The following is a 13,807-nucleotide window of genomic DNA, read 5'->3' on the forward strand; positions in this document are numbered from 1 at the left end:
GACCAAGGTCCTCAGGGTATCCAGGGTGTAGCTGGAGCTGACGGCGAAGACGGCGCGCAAGGCCCCCAGGGTGAGCGTGGCGAGCAAGGCATCCAGGGAATCCAGGGTGACCAAGGCCCACAGGGCGAACGCGGACTACAGGGTATTCAGGGTGACCAAGGTCCTCAGGGTATCCAGGGTGTAGCTGGAGCTGACGGCGAAGACGGCGCGCAAGGCCCCCAGGGTGAGCGCGGCGAGCAAGGCATCCAGGGAATCCAAGGTGACCAGGGCCCGCAGGGCGAACGTGGTCTCCAAGGCATCCAGGGTGACCAAGGCCCACAAGGCGAACGCGGACTACAAGGTATCCAGGGTGACCAAGGTCCTCAGGGTATCCAGGGTGTAGCTGGAGCTGACGGCGAAGACGGCGCGCAAGGCCCACAGGGTGAGCGCGGCGAGCAAGGCATCCAGGGAATCCAGGGTGACCAAGGCCCACAGGGCGAACGTGGTCTTCAGGGCATCCAGGGTGACCAAGGCCCACAAGGCGAACGCGGACTTCAGGGTATTCAGGGCGACCAAGGTCCTCAGGGTATCCAGGGTGTAGCTGGAGCTGACGGCGAAGACGGCGCGCAAGGCCCCCAGGGTGAGCGTGGCGAGCAAGGCATCCAGGGAATCCAAGGTGATCAGGGCCCACAGGGCGAACGTGGTCTCCAGGGAATCCAGGGTGAGCAAGGACCACAAGGCGAACGCGGACTTCAAGGTATTCAGGGCGACCAAGGTCCCCAGGGTATCCAAGGTTTAGCTGGAGCTGACGGCCAGGACGGTCGTGACGGAGTTGACGGCGAAGACGGTGCGCAAGGCCCCCAGGGTGAGCGTGGTCTCCAAGGCATCCAAGGCGAGCGTGGCCCACAAGGCGAACGCGGACTTCAGGGTATTCAGGGCGACCAAGGTCCTCAGGGTATTCAAGGTCCTGCCGGAGCTGACGGCGAAGACGGCGCGCAAGGCCCACAGGGCGAGCGTGGCGAGCAAGGCATCCAAGGTATTCAAGGTGACCAGGGCCCGCAGGGCGAACGTGGTCTCCAGGGAATCCAGGGTGACCAAGGCCCACAAGGTGAACGCGGACTTCAGGGTATTCAGGGTGACCAAGGCCCACAAGGCGAACGCGGACTTCAGGGTATTCAGGGCGACCAAGGTCCTCAGGGTATCCAGGGTCTAGCTGGAGCTGACGGCGAAGACGGCGCGCAAGGCCCCCAGGGTGAGCGTGGCGAGCAAGGCATCCAGGGAATCCAGGGTGACCAAGGCCCACAGGGTGAACGTGGTCTCCAGGGAATCCAGGGTGAGCAAGGCCCACAAGGCGAACGCGGACTTCAAGGTATTCAGGGCGACCAAGGTCCCCAGGGTATCCAGGGTCTAGCTGGAGCTGACGGCCAGGACGGTCGCGACGGAGTTGACGGCGAAGACGGTGCGCAAGGCCCACAGGGCGAGCGTGGCGAGCAAGGCATCCAGGGAATTCAAGGTGACCAGGGCCCGCAGGGCGAACGTGGTCTCCAAGGCATCCAGGGTGACCAAGGCCCACAAGGCGAACGCGGACTACAGGGTATCCAGGGCGACCAAGGTCCCCAGGGTATTCAAGGTCCTGCCGGAGCTGACGGCGAAGACGGCGCGCAAGGCCCACAGGGCGAGCGTGGCGAGCAAGGCATCCAAGGTATTCAAGGTGACCAGGGCCCGCAGGGCGAACGTGGTCTCCAGGGTGACCAAGGCCCACAAGGCGAACGCGGACTTCAGGGTATTCAGGGCGACCAAGGTCCTCAGGGTATTCAGGGTCCTGCCGGAGCTGACGGCGAAGACGGCGCGCAAGGCCCTCAGGGTGAGCGCGGCGAGCAAGGCATCCAGGGAATCCAAGGTGATCAAGGCCCACAGGGCGAACGTGGTCTCCAGGGCATCCAGGGTGACCAAGGCCCACAAGGCGAACGCGGACTTCAGGGTATTCAGGGTGACCAAGGTCCTCAGGGTATTCAGGGTCCTGCCGGAGCTGATGGCGAAGACGGCGCGCAAGGCCCACAGGGTGAGCGTGGTCTCCAAGGCATCCAAGGCGAGCAAGGCCCACAAGGCGAACGCGGACTTCAAGGTATTCAGGGTGACCAAGGTCCTCAGGGTATTCAGGGTCTAGCTGGAGCTGACGGCCAGGACGGTCGTGACGGAGTTGACGGCGAAGACGGTGCGCAAGGCCCCCAGGGCGAGCGCGGCGAGCAAGGCATTCAGGGTATTCAAGGTGACCAGGGCCCGCAGGGCGAACGTGGTCTCCAAGGCATCCAGGGTGACCAAGGCCCACAAGGCGAACGCGGACTACAGGGTATCCAGGGTGACCAAGGTCCTCAGGGTATCCAAGGTGTAGCAGGAGCTGACGGTGAAGACGGTGCGCAAGGCCCCCAAGGTGAGCGCGGCGAGCAAGGCATCCAGGGTATTCAAGGTGACCAGGGCCCACAGGGCGAACGTGGTCTTCAGGGAATCCAGGGAGAGCAAGGCCCACAAGGCGAACGCGGACTACAAGGTATCCAGGGTGACCAAGGTCCTCAGGGTATTCAGGGTCCTGCCGGAGCTGATGGCGAAGACGGCGCGCAAGGCCCACAGGGTGAGCGTGGTCTCCAAGGCATCCAAGGCGAGCGTGGCCCACAAGGCGAACGTGGACTTCAGGGTATTCAGGGTGACCAAGGTCCTCAGGGTATTCAGGGTCTAGCTGGAGCTGACGGCCAGGACGGTCGTGACGGAGTTGACGGCGAAGACGGCGCGCAAGGCCCCCAGGGTGAGCGCGGCGAGCAAGGCATCCAGGGTATTCAAGGTGACCAGGGCCCGCAGGGCGAACGTGGTCTCCAGGGAATCCAGGGTGAGCGTGGCCCACAAGGCGAACGCGGACTTCAGGGTATTCAGGGTGACCAAGGTCCTCAGGGTATTCAAGGTCCTGCCGGAGCTGATGGCGAAGACGGTGCTGACGGTGAGCAGGGCGAACGTGGCCCACGTGGCTTCGAAGGCGCACCTGGTGTTGATGGCGTTGAAGGTCCTCAGGGCATTCAAGGCATCCAGGGTGAACGAGGTGTACAGGGGCCTGAAGGTCCTGAAGGTCCTCAGGGCATCCAGGGTGAACGCGGTGAACAAGGCGAACAGGGCATCAAAGGCCCAGCAGGTGACCAGGGTATCCAGGGTCTCCAGGGTGAAGCCGGTCCTGAAGGTCCACAAGGTCCTATCGGTCTTACTGGTCCACAAGGCGAACAAGGTGTCGCCGGTATTGCTGGCCCACAAGGTGAGATGGGTATGATGGGTCCTCAGGGACTAGCTGGTGCTGATGGCGCTCGTGGTGAGCAAGGCCCCCGCGGTCCTGAAGGTCCACAGGGTATCCAGGGTATCCAGGGTGCTGATGGAGCTGATGGTGAGCAAGGTCCTCAAGGGGAGCGCGGTCTTCAGGGTGAACGTGGCCTTCAGGGCGAACGTGGCATCCAGGGAGAGCGTGGCCCACAAGGCGAGCAAGGCCCACAAGGCCTCCAAGGTGTAGCCGGTACGGATGGTGCTGATGGCGAACAAGGTCCTCAGGGCGAGCGCGGCCTTCAAGGCGAGCGTGGTCTCCAGGGTGAACGTGGTCTCCAGGGCGAGCAAGGCCCACAAGGCATTCAAGGCCCGGAAGGTCCCGAAGGCCCACAAGGTCTTCGCGGTGAGCAAGGCGAACAGGGCCTCAAAGGTCCCGCAGGTGACCAGGGCATCCAGGGTATCCAGGGTGAAGCTGGTCCCGTTGGTCCACAAGGTCCTATCGGTCTTGAAGGTCCCCGTGGTCTTCAGGGTGTTCCCGGCATTGCCGGCCCGCAGGGCGAAATGGGTATGATGGGTCCGGAAGGTCCCGCTGGCCAGGACGGTGAAGATGGTGCTGAAGGTCCTCGTGGCCTCCAGGGCGAGCAAGGTATCCAGGGTATCCAGGGTCCACAGGGTGTACGTGGCCAGCAAGGCCCCGTTGGTCCTCGTGGCCCATCCGGAATTGCTCGTGCAGCTGCCAGCTATGCTGGTACCACTTTCACGGAAGTATATGACGCAGGTAGCAACCTGACCTTTACCGCTGAGGATGATGGTAACCCCGCTGAGACCTACCTCCGGGTAAGCCTCTTCGAAGAAGACCTGACGATGTTTAACAACATCTTCCAGGTTAACTCCAATACCCTCGGTGTAGTACAGACGATCACCTACGAAGACGGAGACGCGATCATTCGCTTCTTAGACTTAGATGGTAATCCAATTGATCTTGATACGCTCCAGATGATTACCCTCGTAATCTTCTAGGACGACACAGCCGGTTTTTCCGGCTACTGACTTGAACATAGAAAACCGTATCGCTCCAGTAGCGGTACGGTTTTCTTGTTTTACGGAGCTTCCTTCATGGCTCCTCCAACTTCCCCCTGCACCTGCGTATGCGCCAACTCCACTCTGATGTTCAGGCGCGGACACTTCGATAGGCTCAGCGCGTTCGCAGGTGCCATGGAACGCTAATGAGCAGTGGAAATACCTCCTTGTTTTTTGTAACCATTCATGCCACTTCCTGTTACGCTCTTCGATGACAAACGACAAGCAACACGATACGGGCAGCCCCGCCTGGATGCAAACCACCCTCCGCCTGGCGGCCATCTACAATATCCTCTGGGGTGCCTGGGTGGTTCTTTTTCCTCAGCATTTCTGGGAGCTCGTCGGCATGGAACCCATGCGCCACCCGATGGTGTGGCAGGGGATGGGCATGGTCATCGGTGTCTACGGTCTGGGCTATTGGTGGGCCAGTTACGACCCGATGCGGCACTGGCCGATCGTTGCCGTTGGCGGATTGGGCAAACTCTTCGGTCCCGCCGGCTTCCTGATGAATTACGCCACCGGGCTCGTCCCCTTCGGCTTCTTCTACACCCTGATCACTAACGACTTTATCTGGTGGATCCCCTTCGGCCTCATCCTCTGGCGCGTTCATAAAGTCTACCGATGGCGACTAACTTCCTAGAGCTCCCGACCCTCCATGCGTTGCGGCTGGTTTTCGATACCGCTGCCCTGGTCCTCATCTGGCTCGTACAGCTGGTTATTTACCCTTCGTTTCAACATTTTCACCGGGAGGGCTTCCGGATCTGGCATCGGGCCTATACCCGCCGCGTCACCTACGTGGTAATGCCCATCATGCTCGGGCAGTTAGCCGTTTACGGATGTTTACTGCTGACGGCCCGAAGCACTGACCTGTTGCTGAATACTATTCTGATTCTCCTCGCCTGGGCCATCACCTTTTTTCGGGCAGTGCCCCTCCACGCCGCCCTGGATATTGAAGAGAATCACCTTTCACTGTCTGCCCAACTCATCACCGTTAATTGGTGGCGAACGATCCTGTGGACGGGGTGCTGGGGGGTGACGATGATGGTGAATATCCAGCAATAACAAAACAGGGGGTTATAATGATAGAATTAGAGAATGGTAGAATTTCCTGGTCAAGTCATTCTATCATTCTCCAATTCTTCCATTCAACCCCTGCTGTGAAAAAAACATCGTACCCCACCCACCAAAACCCTACTCCAAAACGTCTTTATAAAAACACCCCCTGAAATGATCATTTCCAAATCACCTTATTTGTGGTTGGGCGTTAGCCTGACCTGTTGCGCATTAGCCCTCGGCTTTATCCCGCAAATGTTTCCCGCCACCGCTGTCTCAGGGCAAGACAAAACGACCATTACGGTCGAGTTGCCAGAGCAAGCCTCCGCTGATTTCACGGAGGACTACACGGAAGTAGCCGGGCGTAAAGTCTATAAAACGGCTGATCAAATGCCGCTGTTTCCCGGTAGGAAGTGCGGAGAGTTAATGAAGTACAAAAAGCGGAAGGCCTGCGCAGATCAAGCCATGCTGCAGTATATCTATCACAACGTTCGCTACCCCAACAAGGCGCGGGAGAAAGGAGTAGAAGGCCTCGCCGTTGTAAGCTTTGTCGTGGAGGCACACGGAGCTATTACCGAGATCAAAGTAGTGCGGGACCCTGGCGCCGGTTTGGGTAAAGCCGTGAACAAGGTCGTAAGTAAAATGAAGAAAGATAACATTCGCTTCGAGCCCGGCATAAGAAAGGGCAAGCCGGTTGCTGTTCAATTTATGCTACCCGTAAAGTTTGAGCTGAAAGACTAAGTAACCTTCCCTATCGCTGCGCCTTAGACACGAAATACATTGCTGCGGCGAAGAAGATGATGTTCGGCATCCACATGCCCAGATAGACGGGCAAATTGGCGCTCACGCTGATCGTGGAAGCAAAGCGGCTCAGGAATACGAACAGTGCCCCGATGAACATCCCGATGGCTAGCTGGACGCCCATCCCACCACGGGTCTTGCGGCCGGCGACGGAGACGCCAATCAGCACCAGAATGATTAAGGTAAATGGCTCGGCGGTTCGTCGGGCCATTTCTACTTCGTACTTACGAATGTTGCCCGCACCCCGTTCCCGTTGTTTGCGGATATGGGCCAGGAGCTCTGGGGTACTCATGGCCGACTGCTGCTCTTTGTAGTCCACAAAGTCTTCCGGGAAGAGGTTAAGGACGGTGTCCAGTTTATGCCCGCCGCCGATTTCAAGGCTTTCTTCCAGTCCATTGAAGGTGCGCACCTCGTAGCTGGACAGGCGCCAGAAGGCTCCCGTGGAATCCGTAGCGGGGATAAACTTAGCCGAGCGGGCCTTCGTCAGTTTTCGCAGCTCACTATCTTCAAAAGACTCAATGCGAAAATTTCTGGCGGAGCTGTCCCGTTTGCTGAAGTGGGTCATGAATACTTTCGTATTCGGCGCCACAAACATGTGTACGTTGGCCGTCCGGCCTTCGTCTTTATTTTTGCCGAAGTAGGTACGCTCCAGTTCCGTCCGGTGGTTGTTGGCATAGGGGATGACGTAGTGCAAACCGACGACGTATAGCAGGGTCAAAAACCCCGCCGTTACTAAATAGGGACGCAGGAGGCGACGGAAGCTTACCCCCGAGTTCAGGATACTGATGATCTCCGAGTTGTTTGCCATTCGACTGGTGAAGAAGATGACGGAAATCAACGTAAGCATCGGCCAGAGGAAGCCGAGAATGAAAAGTAAAAATGTAGGGAAATACTCAAAGGTGATCTCCATTTTGGAGATGTCACTCTCAATAAAACGCTCGATCTTTTCGCTGAAATCAATGATCAGGCTCACCATCGAGAAAATAAGCACCGTAAAGAAGAAGGTGCTCAGAAACTTACCAATGATGTACCAATCGAGTTTTTTTAGCATGCTTTTTAGCTGGTAGACGAGGAGGATGGTAAGTTGTAGAAAGTCCGACAGAAATAACAATGGGGAACCTTGGCTGAAATAACCACAGAGGATACACGGAGGTTGTCACAGAGGTTCACAGAAGGGTTTAAAGAAGCCTGTAAACAAAAACCGGCCGTATCTCCGAAGGCGAAGATACGGCCGGTTATCAGATGCGTTGCCTGGGGAAAAGACAGTGTGCGGTTAAAGAAAGTTTAAGGCGAAAGCTACAACTTGCCTTCTACGGCACTACCGTCTGCCCAACTACAATTTAGTTCCCTCCTCCGAGGATGAGAGGGAGACCGCCGCCACCTTCGCCACCTACGACGATGACTTTACTGTTGGGAGACTTCGCCAGTTCGAGGGTAGCCTCGATTCCTTTGTCCTGCAAAATCTTGTCGGAGAGACTGGCGGAAAGAATGGCGTTGGCATCGGCCTTGGCCTGCGCCTCGATGAGGCGACGCTCGGCTTCCTGCTTCTCGCGGGTCAGAATGTATTCGTACTTAAGGGAGCCCTGCTCCGCCTCGAGCTTTTCCTCGATGGCGGTCCGGACTTTCTCCGGTAGCTCAATGTCGCGAATCAAAACGGCCTGCAGGTCAATGAAATTAGTGGCGAGTACTTTGCTCAGATTTTCTGAAATGAGCGTCTCGACCTCATCGCGCTTCGTACTGTAGAGTTCCTCGGGTGTAAACTTGCCAATCACCTGCCGGACGGCGGAGCGTACTTCCGGGCGGACGAGTCGGTCGACGTACTCCCGGCCGAAGTTTTCGTGCAGATCACCAACCTGTCCGAAATTAGGTCGGATACGGGCCGTAATGTCCACCTTAATGTTCAGGCCATTGCTGGAAAGGACTTCCATTTCTTCTTCGAGCTGGCGTTCGCGGACCTCGTAGACGTACATGTCATTCCAGGGAGCCACCACGTGGAAACCGGGAGGGTAGATGTTGGCTTTGTCCAGTCCCGTGCTGAAGGGCCGGAAGATCACACCCCGCTCACCGGAGTCAATCGTTACGAACGTAGCGTTGCTGAACATCAGGAGCGCCACCAGCAGGAAAAAGCCGATGATGCCGTAAGTCATGAATTTCTTCTGATTCATATTTCTTCTATTGTTACTGGAAAGATACCCTTTTTCGCGTCCACCTGTTTTTGGGGCGCAGAACGCGGGTGCAATGGAAAGGTAAAATAGCAGGGAAGGGTTGTCTCCCAAAGGTCTTTTTCCGACGGAGGGAGGCCAGGGAGCGACTAACCTGGGTAGAGCCTGCTAAAAATGGTGATATTTCGCCGTTTAAGATCGAAAGGTCAGCATTCAGGTGGGGGCTAAGTCTTTCGGCGCCAAGCCTGTTTTTACCCGCCCTCCGCATTGCCATCAAAAAACGTTCTTTGCACCTGCGGTATCGCCTGAACTTGTCCGAGGCTGCCGCCCGCTAAGTGGTTGTTTGCCCACCAGCTTTCCTCATGGCCCACCAGCCACCGATCAGCCCCGCCAGCATAAAGCAAATGGCGATAATCTGTGCCTGGCTGAGCTCTACTCCCAGTAGGTTGTAGCGATCATTTACCCGGGCGAACTCGATGAAGAATCGTTCTACGCCGTTGAAGAAGAGGTAGATCGCGAACAGTAACCCGGGGATAGCCGTAAGCCGTTTGCGGAATGCCCAGAGCAGCCCGCCAATGGCAAATGCCATCAGGGTTTCATAAATGGAAGTAGGGTAGACGGCTTCGGCTAACCGGGTACAGTATTCCAGGTCGCAACCGGGAATTTTTTCGCCCCGCCCCAACACGTTGTGCGGGAAGTCAAAACGCCAGACCCAATCGGGTAAAAACCACCAGTCGGGAATGGCCTTTGCCACGATACCCCAGTCACCGTCACCACTCAGCTGGCAGCCTATCCGCCCCACGCCATAGGCAATGATCAGGGAAGGAGCTACGGCGTCGAGCACCGGAACGGGTTTGATTTTGTGCTTGCGCAGATAAAGGTAAACGGCCAGTGCTCCACCGATAAGGCCTCCATAGATGGCCAGTCCGTCACCACTCAGTAATACGCCCAGCGGATCTTCGAAGAAGCGGGGCAGGTATTCAATGATGGCGAAGAATTTTGCCCCCAGGATGCCCCCAACGGCGGCCATCATGGTGATGGGGCCTACCCGGTCAGAAGGGTAGACGTTCACTTCTTTTGGAGCCTCCTCCTGTTGGTTTCGCCCTAAATACAAGTAATAAGCCAGGAAGATGGCGCCGATGATCAGTCCGCTCCACCACCAGCCTTCCAGCGAAAGCAGTACCCCACCAGGATCGCGCTTCCACATCTCAATATTAGAGATGGCGTAGGGGGCTTTATAGCCAATTACAAAGCCAAGCAGGGCATTGAAGACATAATCATAGACGGTCACCGTCTTGCCGGGTACTATTGTCGTCCGGACGGGTTTTAGTTGCCCCAGTTTTTCTCGTCGCTCCAATTCCCACTTCAGTAGTCTGGCTGCCACCAGGAAGGCGAGCAGAAGAAAGAAACCGAAGGTTTTGAAAATACTCAACCAGTTATCCCTCGCCGTGCCGAAGAGGTCATGAAAAAGGTAGGATAAATCTGGGTACATATCGGAAATCCGTTAAGCGGTTAGTGAGGGGACACTGCTAAAGGCGAATGCGCACTTCGGCAGGCAACACGCCACGAAGGTAATTCCCGCTGTACGATAATCAGTACTTCCGGACTACCGTGCCTCTTCAATCCGTTTGATGAGACCATCTACGGCCCGGATGTAGTTGGCCTGCTTGGGGTCGAGGGCTTCTTTGGCCAGCCTGGCGAAGCTAAGCGCCTGTTCTTCTCTTCCCTGCTTAAAGAGGAAATCGGCTAGCCGGTAATATTTTTGAAATCCGCCCGTAGGGTCTCCGGCTGCGGCACGCGAGCCGGCGTCAACGGCCAGGTCAAGAATTTTTTGCTCGTGGATAAAGCGAGAAGTGGATACGACCTTGTAAACATCGGTAAGTTTATTAATGTCATCACCAACGGCCTTATCGAGGTATTTACTGGTCGCTTTGTAGAAAGCCTTTGAGTCGGTTCCCTTGGCGGCCAGTTCGTAAGCGCCCTGCAGGGCTAACTGCTTGCCGGCGGTCGGGTCTACGCTGGATAGCTTCTTCACGGCGGTCTTTAGCAAGCTCTCATCCTTGAATTCAATCGCACGGTCCTTGGTAGCATTAACGGCCGTTCTAACTTGCTGGTCGAAGGCTGACTGTCCGGACTGAGCAATGATGCCAGCTTTATTCTGCATCATCAAATCGAAGATCCGGCTATCGGCCGTAGTGGCCGCAATCAGCAGGATGTTCAGGTTGTCTTCGCTCGTCAGATCTTTTTGTGTCCGGAGATAGTCATTAGCAACCTTCATATGGGGCTCGCCGCGGCGCACAAGCGCACGGATGTAAGTGAAGGCCAGTTTGCTGTCGCGATCACCGCTTTCCCAGCGTTCTCCGAGAGCGGGCAGATCGTCCATTTTGGCCATGGCCGCTCCGCCGGCAGAAATCAGCCCCTGCGCTTGCTTACCACCTACTACCTGATGTACTACTTCATTCTTTCCATTGATGAAAAACAGTGTTGGGAAGGCACGAACGCTGTGTTTCTCCCTAAACTCGGTAGATTCTGCCTTTTCCATGTCGAACTTCATGTTGATGAAGTTTGCATTAAAATAGTCACCTACTTCCTTCAACGGGAAAACATTGGCCGCCATTTTTTTACAGGGACCACACCAGCTGGCGTAGGCGTCAACGAAGATCAGTTTGCCCTCAGCTTCGGACTTTGCCAGGGCTTCTTCCCAGCTGCCGTGAAAAAACTCAATACCCTGACCGTTGAGGCTAAGGGAAAAACACGCAATAAGGGCGAAAAGGGATAGCTTGGAGAATATTTTCATGGAAAGAATTTTTAAACAAGCCCTAAGATAAGGGTTTGCCGCGCAGCACTTCGTGCTCTTGTTTTTCGGTATTGTCGGCACCCGGCTTTTTGGGGACCGGGTCATGGCCGTGGCCACCCCAGGGGTGGCAGCTGCCAATTCGTTTGGCGGCCAGCCAGCTCCCCTTTAATGGACCCCACACTTTGATTGCCTCAATAGCATAATGGGAACAAGTAGGTTGGTACCGGCACTTGTTGGGACCGAGCAGGGGAGACAAAGTCACCTGATATAAACGAATGGGGAAGATGAGCAGCCACTTTAGCATGAAGATAAAACGACAGAGACCGCAGTCTGGTTGTTTAAAGGCTGTAGCTAAAAAAAAGAGAGGCCCGGTTATTATAAACGGGGCCTCTCGCAAAGGTCAGAACTTTCACTGTTATTGGGCTCAACGGGCGCCCATTTTCAGATGTTCGGTCTCTTTGAAAAAAAAGTAAATTTTTTCCGTTTTATCTCAGAAGCGGGCTTAGCCCACGGTAGTTCGTCCGATGCTGTCGTAGTAGAAGCCGGCCTCTACCATTCGGCGGAGATCGTAGAGGTTACGGCCATCAAAGATGACCGGCTTACTAAGAGCCCCCTTAAGCTTATCGAAGTTGGGGGTCCGGAAAACGGACCATTCCGTCATAATTGCCAGGCAATCGGCACCGGTAGCAGCTTCATACTGGTCTTCACAGAAAACAACCTTGTCTCCGTAGAGGGCTTCTACATTGTCCATTGCTTCGGGGTCAAATGTTCGCACCTGCGCTCCGGCGGCGAGCAATCGATCAATGGTATATAAGGCCGGGGCTTCGCGAATGTCATCCGTATTGGGCTTAAAGGCCAGTCCCCAGAGAGTTACCGTTTTGCCTTTAAGGTCTTCTCCGTAATAAGCTTCAATTTTATCTGCAATCCGCAGGCGTTGGTAATCATTGACGTTCATTACGGCATCAAGAATGCGGAAGCTGTAGTCGTGTTGCCCGGCCGTACGGGCAAGCGCCTGCACGTCTTTTGGGAAGCAGGAACCTCCGTAACCTACACCTGGGAAAAGGAATCGCTTGCCGATGCGGGAATCGCTGCCCATGCCCTTACGAACGGCGTCGACGTCAGCTCCTACGATTTCGCACAGGTTAGCGATCTCGTTCATGAAGGAGATACGTGTCGCCAGGTAAGAGTTAGCGGCATATTTTGTCATCTCCGCGGAGCGAACGTCCATAAAGATGATTGGATTGCCGGAGCGAACGAAGGGTTCGTACAAGCGTCGCATGCTTTCTTCAGCACGTGAGCTGGACGTGCCGATCACCACTCGATCGGGTTTCAGGAAGTCGTCTACGGCTACACCTTCGCGCAGGAACTCAGGATTAGAGACCACGTCAAACAGATCTTCACTCAGATGCTCAGCCAGGGCGGCGTGTACTTGTTCGCCGGTTCCTACGGGCACGGTGCTCTTGTCAACGACTACGGTGTAACGGGTGATCATTTGGGACAATTCCGCTGCTACGCCCAGGATAAAGCGCAGGTCGGCCGAGCCATCCGCTCCGGGTGGTGTCGGTAAGGCAAGGAAAATGATCTCGGCATGATCTACGGCTTGCTTGAGGTCGGTTGTAAAGCTAAGGCGCCCCTGCCGTTGGTTGCGTTCAAAGAGCACCTCAAGATCCGGCTCATAGATGGGCACTTCGCCCTGCCGCATCTTCTCTACCTTATCGGCATCGATGTCTACACAAATTACTTCGTTTCCGGTTTCAGCAAAACAGGTTCCGGTTACCAGGCCAACGTAGCCCGTTCCAACAACGGCAATATTCATGGGGATTATTTGGGAGCGCAAATATACAATAGCACGGGGGCGAGAGGAGGAGAATCAGAGCTCGATGACTTTACGGCGCAGCTCAAAGTTTTTACCGAGGTAGACCTTACGCACCATCTCGTCAGCCGCCAGCTCTTCGGCCGTTCCGGCTTTAAGGATGTTGCCCTCAAACATGAGGTAGGCCCGGTCGGTAATGCTCAGCGTTTCCTGAACATTGTGGTCTGTAATCAGGATGCCAATATTTTTGGTTCTCAGTTTAGCAACGATATACTGAATGTCTTCTACCGCGATGGGGTCGATCCCGGCAAAGGGTTCGTCCAGTAGAATGAACATGGGGTCCGTAGCCAGTGCTCTGGCAATCTCCGTTCGCCGGCGTTCGCCGCCGGAGAGTGTATCGGCCTTGCTTTTACGCACTTTCTCCAGGCTGAATTCCTCAATGAGGTCTTCCAGCTTCTTTTTTTGTTCTGCTTTGCTCAGGTCCGTCATTTCCAGAACGGCAGCGATATTGTCTTCTACGCTCAGTTTGCGAAACACAGAAGCTTCCTGTGGCAGGTAGCCGATTCCACGCTGGGCGCGCTTATACATCGGTAACTCCGTAATGTCTTCCTCGTTGAGGTATACACGCCCTTCATTGGGCTTAATGAAGCCTACTGTCATGTAAAAGGTGGTCGTTTTACCCGCTCCGTTAGGCCCAAGCAAACCTACGATCTCTCCCCGGTCTACGTAAAGAGAGACGCCTTTCACTACCGTGCGGCTTCCGTATTTCTTAATGAGGCTTTCGCTTCTTAATCGCATATCTTAGAATTACAATTCTGCTTGTTC

Annotated in this window: 20 protein-coding genes; 6 read left to right on the top strand and 14 right to left on the bottom strand. The window is 55.6% G+C overall.

The genetic code is table 11. The annotated features are described in order from the left end of the window. Positions 1-135: 135 nt before the first annotated feature. Genes BM123_RS24375 through BM123_RS24395 form a run of 5 tightly spaced genes read right to left on the bottom strand, consistent with a single transcriptional unit; the run spans position 136 to position 1,527 of the window. Positions 136-294 (bottom strand): hypothetical protein, encoded by a 159-nt coding sequence (locus tag BM123_RS24375; RefSeq protein ID WP_217642113.1) that lies wholly within the window; start codon positions 292-294, stop codon positions 136-138. A gap of 39 nt (positions 295-333) precedes the next feature. Then, a complete protein-coding gene (locus BM123_RS24380; protein WP_217642114.1) occupies positions 334-753 on the bottom strand; it encodes a hypothetical protein in 420 nt (139 codons plus the stop codon). Between the two features lie 21 nt (positions 754-774). Further along, positions 775-1,167, bottom strand: coding sequence for a hypothetical protein (locus tag BM123_RS24385; RefSeq protein ID WP_217642116.1), 393 nt, complete (start codon positions 1,165-1,167; stop codon positions 775-777). 21 nt (positions 1,168-1,188) lie between these two features. After that, positions 1,189-1,365, bottom strand: a complete 177-nt coding sequence (locus BM123_RS24390; protein ID WP_217642117.1) for a hypothetical protein — start codon at positions 1,363-1,365, stop codon at positions 1,189-1,191. A 21-nt stretch (positions 1,366-1,386) separates the two neighbouring features. Next, entirely contained in the window at positions 1,387-1,527 is a 141-nt protein-coding gene (locus BM123_RS24395; RefSeq protein ID WP_217642119.1) for a hypothetical protein, read from the bottom strand. Between the two features lie 10 nt (positions 1,528-1,537). Between BM123_RS24395 and BM123_RS24400 the strand changes: the two genes are divergently transcribed. After that, a complete protein-coding gene (locus tag BM123_RS24400; RefSeq protein ID WP_217642120.1) occupies positions 1,538-2,146 on the top strand; it encodes a hypothetical protein in 609 nt (202 codons plus the stop codon). Here BM123_RS24400 and BM123_RS24405 read toward each other — a convergent pair. Further along, complete coding sequence (locus BM123_RS24405) at positions 2,143-2,301, bottom strand: hypothetical protein (RefSeq protein WP_217642121.1); 159 nt, start codon at positions 2,299-2,301, stop codon at positions 2,143-2,145. The two genes, BM123_RS24400 and BM123_RS24405, sit on opposite strands and share 4 nt — an antisense overlap. Before the next feature lie 91 nt (positions 2,302-2,392). Here BM123_RS24405 and BM123_RS24410 point away from each other — a divergent pair, with 91 nt between their 5' ends. Continuing rightward, positions 2,393-2,713 (top strand): hypothetical protein, encoded by a 321-nt coding sequence (locus BM123_RS24410; RefSeq protein WP_217642123.1) that lies wholly within the window; start codon positions 2,393-2,395, stop codon positions 2,711-2,713. Here BM123_RS24410 and BM123_RS24415 read toward each other — a convergent pair. Then, positions 2,710-3,273 carry a hypothetical protein gene (locus tag BM123_RS24415; protein WP_217642125.1) on the bottom strand — a complete coding sequence of 188 codons (564 nt, stop codon included), beginning with the start codon at positions 3,271-3,273 and terminating at the stop codon, positions 2,710-2,712. The two genes, BM123_RS24410 and BM123_RS24415, sit on opposite strands and share 4 nt — an antisense overlap. A gap of 12 nt (positions 3,274-3,285) precedes the next feature. On the opposite strand from BM123_RS24415, the gene BM123_RS24420 reads away from it, so the two are divergent. From BM123_RS24420 to BM123_RS06695, 4 genes are all read left to right on the top strand, one after another. Next, positions 3,286-4,296, top strand: coding sequence for a collagen-like domain-containing protein (locus BM123_RS24420; RefSeq protein WP_217642126.1), 1,011 nt, complete (start codon positions 3,286-3,288; stop codon positions 4,294-4,296). Between the two features lie 313 nt (positions 4,297-4,609). Beyond that, positions 4,610-4,996, top strand: a complete 387-nt coding sequence (locus tag BM123_RS06685) for an alkyl hydroperoxide reductase (protein WP_090166584.1) — start codon at positions 4,610-4,612, stop codon at positions 4,994-4,996. Then, complete coding sequence (locus tag BM123_RS06690; protein ID WP_090166586.1) at positions 4,978-5,418, top strand: hypothetical protein; 441 nt, start codon at positions 4,978-4,980, stop codon at positions 5,416-5,418. The genes BM123_RS06685 and BM123_RS06690 overlap by 19 nt, the downstream gene beginning before the upstream one ends. A gap of 165 nt (positions 5,419-5,583) precedes the next feature. Then, on the top strand, positions 5,584-6,150 hold the full coding sequence (locus BM123_RS06695; protein WP_090166588.1) for an energy transducer TonB: 567 nt from the start codon (positions 5,584-5,586) through the stop codon (positions 6,148-6,150). Positions 6,151-6,160: 10 nt separating this feature from the next. Here BM123_RS06695 and BM123_RS06700 read toward each other — a convergent pair whose 3' ends face one another. The 7 genes from BM123_RS06700 to lptB form a co-directional block, all read right to left on the bottom strand. Then, a complete protein-coding gene (locus tag BM123_RS06700) occupies positions 6,161-7,261 on the bottom strand; it encodes an LptF/LptG family permease (RefSeq protein ID WP_090166590.1) in 1,101 nt (366 codons plus the stop codon). A gap of 289 nt (positions 7,262-7,550) precedes the next feature. Then, complete coding sequence (locus BM123_RS06705) at positions 7,551-8,375, bottom strand: prohibitin family protein (protein ID WP_090166592.1); 825 nt, start codon at positions 8,373-8,375, stop codon at positions 7,551-7,553. Positions 8,376-8,703: 328 nt separating this feature from the next. Then, positions 8,704-9,864, bottom strand: coding sequence for a prolipoprotein diacylglyceryl transferase (locus BM123_RS06710; protein WP_090166594.1), 1,161 nt, complete (start codon positions 9,862-9,864; stop codon positions 8,704-8,706). Positions 9,865-9,978: 114 nt separating this feature from the next. Then, entirely contained in the window at positions 9,979-11,169 is a 1,191-nt protein-coding gene (locus BM123_RS06715; protein WP_175489271.1) for a thioredoxin family protein, read from the bottom strand. A 22-nt stretch (positions 11,170-11,191) separates the two neighbouring features. Beyond that, complete coding sequence (gene yidD / locus BM123_RS06720; protein ID WP_090166999.1) at positions 11,192-11,473, bottom strand: membrane protein insertion efficiency factor YidD; 282 nt, start codon at positions 11,471-11,473, stop codon at positions 11,192-11,194. Positions 11,474-11,671: 198 nt separating this feature from the next. Continuing rightward, positions 11,672-12,985 carry a UDP-glucose dehydrogenase family protein gene (locus BM123_RS06725; protein WP_090166597.1) on the bottom strand — a complete coding sequence of 438 codons (1,314 nt, stop codon included), beginning with the start codon at positions 12,983-12,985 and terminating at the stop codon, positions 11,672-11,674. A gap of 54 nt (positions 12,986-13,039) precedes the next feature. After that, on the bottom strand, positions 13,040-13,780 hold the full coding sequence (gene lptB, locus BM123_RS06730; protein ID WP_090166599.1) for an LPS export ABC transporter ATP-binding protein: 741 nt from the start codon (positions 13,778-13,780) through the stop codon (positions 13,040-13,042). Positions 13,781-13,807: the final 27 nt, after the last annotated feature.

This window comes from Neolewinella agarilytica (assembly GCF_900110645.1).
GTDB lineage: Bacteria > Bacteroidota > Bacteroidia > Chitinophagales > Saprospiraceae > Neolewinella > Neolewinella agarilytica.